Below are 3,412 nucleotides of genomic sequence, written 5' to 3' on the forward strand. Positions count from 1 at the left end.
GAAAGCCCGTGAGATCGTCCCGGCCGAATCAGTCTGGTGGGGCTGGGGCCCCGCCGAGGCGCATGACCCACTGCCCGATTCCACCCGCCTTCTGCTGGCTCGGCTCGGCATTCCCGCCCGTCCTCGCCCGCCCGTCCCGCTCGCCGAGGTACGCCTGCCCGCGTCGCGGCTGCCGGATCCGGCCCGGGCCGCGCTCGCGGAGGTCGTCGGGGACGACGAGGTCCGGGTGGACGATGTCACGCGCATCCGGCACTGCCGGGGCCGCTCGACGACCGACCTGTTGCACCTGCGGGCGGGGGATGCCTCCGCCGCGCCCGACGCGGTCGTCCGGCCCGCCGATCATGACGAGGTGCTCGGCGTGCTGCGGGTCGCGACCAGAGAGCACCTCGTGGTCGTGCCGTTCGGGGGCGGTACCTCGGTCGTCGGCGGCCTTGCGCCGCCCGAGCGTGGCGACCGTGCCGCCGTCGCCCTCGACCTCGCCCGGCTGGACCGGCTCGGCCGGGTGGATCCCGACTCCGGCACCGCGGAGCTCGGCGCCGGGCTGCGGGGCCCCCGGGCCGAGGCGTTGCTGGCCGAGCACGGTCTCACGCTCGGGCACGTCCCCCAGTCCTGGGAGTACGCCACTATCGGTGGCTACGCGGCGACCAGGTCCAGCGGTCAGGCATCCGGGGGCTACGGCCGGTTCGACGACCTGGTCGTCGGCCTGCGGGTGGCCACGCCGGTGGGCGGCTGGGAGCTCGGCCGCGCCCCGGCGTCGGCCGCCGGACCGGACCTGCGGGAGCTGCTACTCGGCTCCGAGGGCGCCTTCGGGGTGATCACCCAGGTCGTGGTCCGGGTCCGGCCGCTGCCGGCCCGGCGCGGCTACGAGGCCTGGTCGGTGCCCGACTTCGCGACCGGCATCCGGCTGCTGCGCTCACTCGCCGCCCGCGACCTGCGGCCGACGGTATGCCGGTTGTCCGACGAGACGGAGACCGTCGCGGGGCTCGCGCGGCCGACCCGGTCGGGCGGCGAGCGCGGGGGCGGCGTCGTCGGCTGCTACCTGGTGACCGGCTACGAAGGCGACGATCGCGCGGTGGAACAGCGTTCCGCGGCGGTCGCTGCCGTCCTGCTCGCCGGGGGCGCCAAACGGCTCGGCGCGGCGGCCGGCCAGGACTGGGAGCAGGGTCGGTTCCGGGCGCCCTACCTGCGCGACGCGCTGCTGGACCAGGGCATCTTCGCCGAGACCCTGGAAACGGCGGGATTCTGGACGGCGCTGCCCGGGCTGTACGCGGCCGTCCGAGATGCGCTCACCATGACGCTGGCCGCCGCCGGCCTGGCACCGGTCGTCATGTGCCACATTTCTCATCTGTACGCCACGGGGGCTTCGCTCTACTTCACCGTCGTCTGCGGCGAGGGCGACGACCCGATCGGGAGCTGGCGGGCGGCCAAGGCCGCGGCCACGGACGCGGTCGTCGCCACGGGCGGCACGATCACCCACCACCACGCGGTCGGGACGGAGCACCGGCCCTGGCTCGGCGCCGAGATCGGCGATCTTGGTGTCGAGGTGCTCCGGGCGGTCAAACGGACACTGGACCCGGCCGGCATCCTCAACCCCGGGGTTCTCGTCGCCTGAGGCACTACCGGGCGCATCGGGTCGACCCGGGAGCCTGGGTAGGCCAAGGGTGTGGAGACCATTGCCGCCTGTGTGGTTGTCCTGTTCTTCCTGCTGATCCCGGTGGTCATCGTCGGTGCGGCCCTGGGCTGGGCCTACCACCGTTGCGCGCCGCTGCGGGCCCGGGCGGCCGTCGAGGCCGCCCGGGAGCAGCGGGCCCACCCCTGAAGACCGGGCCGGGCGTTCCGTCGATCCCCGGGATGTCCGGACAGCGTCTCCGTCAGGATGAGGCCATGAGCACCGGACCGTGCGAGCCGGCTCCGGGTTACCCCGGCGGGCCGGGCGGTGGCGTCGACCGTGATCGTGACCATGCCGGGGACCGTGCCGGGGACCCGGAGTTCGCCCCGGCGACCCGCGGCCTCGTCGTCGTGGGACCGGGGGCGAGCTTCGGTTCCGACCTGTTGCGCCGGTTTGGCCGGGAGGGGTTCGCCCTGGGAGTCGTCTCCCGGTCCGCCGACACGCTGACCCGGGTGAGGGACGAGCTCGCCGAGGACGGCCTGGCGGTGCACGGCGCCGTCGCCGACGTCACCGACCAGCCGGCCCTCACCACGGCCATCCAGCGGGTGGCGGCCGACGTCGGGGGGCTGACGGTGCTTGTCTACAACGCCAAGCTCAGCATCCGCGGCGGCGCCCTCACGGTGAAGGCCGAGACGATGAACCAGACTCTTGCGGTGAACGTCACGGGCGCGCTCACCGCGGTGCAGGTGGCGGCAGACCTCCTCGTGGACCGGCCGGCCGCGACCATACCTGTTGACCACGGCCGGATCGCGCACCGAGCCGGTGGCCGGCCGGTTCGCGCTGGCGATCGGCAAGGCAGGCCTCGCCGCCCTCGCCGATGCGGTACGGCCGATGCTGGCCGCGCGGGGTGTCCGGCTGCGCACGGTGGTTCTCGACGGCAGGGTGGACGCTGCGGGCCCGCTACGTCCGGGGGTGGTCGCGGACCACTTCTGGCAGGCGTTCGCCGCCCCGCGTGGCGACGTTTTCCGGCTCGCGCCGGCTAGACGGGACACTCCGGTGGCGCAGCTCCCGCTGGAGGTGTGAGCTGGTGGCGGCGGTGACGCTGGTGACATGGGTGACGGCCGGTGATGGCTGGCGGATCATGCTCCGGGCGGTGGCCGATGGTATCTGGTTTGCCCGGTCTGGTCGGTCAAGTCGGGGATCCGACACCGATGTCGCATGGATGATCGGACCCGCGGCCGTGCGGAAGGCACGGAGCATGCGACGATCCGGCAGGGCCAGGCACAGGACAACCGCCAGGCGGACATCGACAGGGCGACGGCGTGCTCCGGCGCGGCATGGCAGGAGATGGACCGGTGAACGACGGACGTGACGGTGATGGGCAGCAGCCTGCGGACAGCACCCATGTGATGCCTCCGGACGGTGATGGGACGCGGCCCGCGAACCAGAACAGGCCGGCCCGTCCGGGCGCCCCGGTGGGACCACCGCCGCCTGCGGAGTCCTTCCGGCCGATGGGACCACCGCCGCCCGCGGACTCGTTCCGGCCGGCGCGGCCGGCCGCGCCGGCCCGGAGGGGTGACCCGCCGGCTGGTTATGAGTCGCCGGCTGGTTATGAGCCGCCGGCCGGTTATGACCCGTGGGCCGGCTCCGGCGCTCAGGGTGGCTACGACGGCACCGCGGTCCTGGGTGCGGCGCCCGGGACCACGGGGATGGGGAACATCACCGCCCGCGAGGGCGGCGGACCCCATGATCGGCTGCCCGGCGCCGCCGGCGGGGGCGGTAGAGGCCCGGAGGGATTCGCCG

Annotated in this window: 2 protein-coding genes and 2 pseudogenes; all 4 read left to right on the plus strand. The window is 74.4% G+C overall.

Translation table 11 applies throughout. From position 1 onward, the window contains the following. Positions 1-13 precede the first annotated feature (13 nt). Positions 14-1,612, plus strand: a complete 1,599-nt coding sequence (locus ACY45C_RS05060) for an FAD-binding oxidoreductase (RefSeq protein WP_462186488.1) — start codon at positions 14-16, stop codon at positions 1,610-1,612. A gap of 51 nt (positions 1,613-1,663) precedes the next feature. Further along, entirely contained in the window at positions 1,664-1,819 is a 156-nt protein-coding gene (locus ACY45C_RS05065) for a hypothetical protein (RefSeq protein WP_462186483.1), read from the plus strand. 65 nt (positions 1,820-1,884) lie between these two features. Beyond that, positions 1,885-2,692, plus strand: a pseudogene (locus ACY45C_RS05070) (SDR family NAD(P)-dependent oxidoreductase). Between the two features lie 272 nt (positions 2,693-2,964). Further along, positions 2,965-3,412 (plus strand): annotated as a pseudogene (locus ACY45C_RS05075) (LmeA family phospholipid-binding protein); the annotation flags it as partial.

The sequence above is a fragment of the Frankia sp. CcWB2 genome (assembly GCF_977927585.1).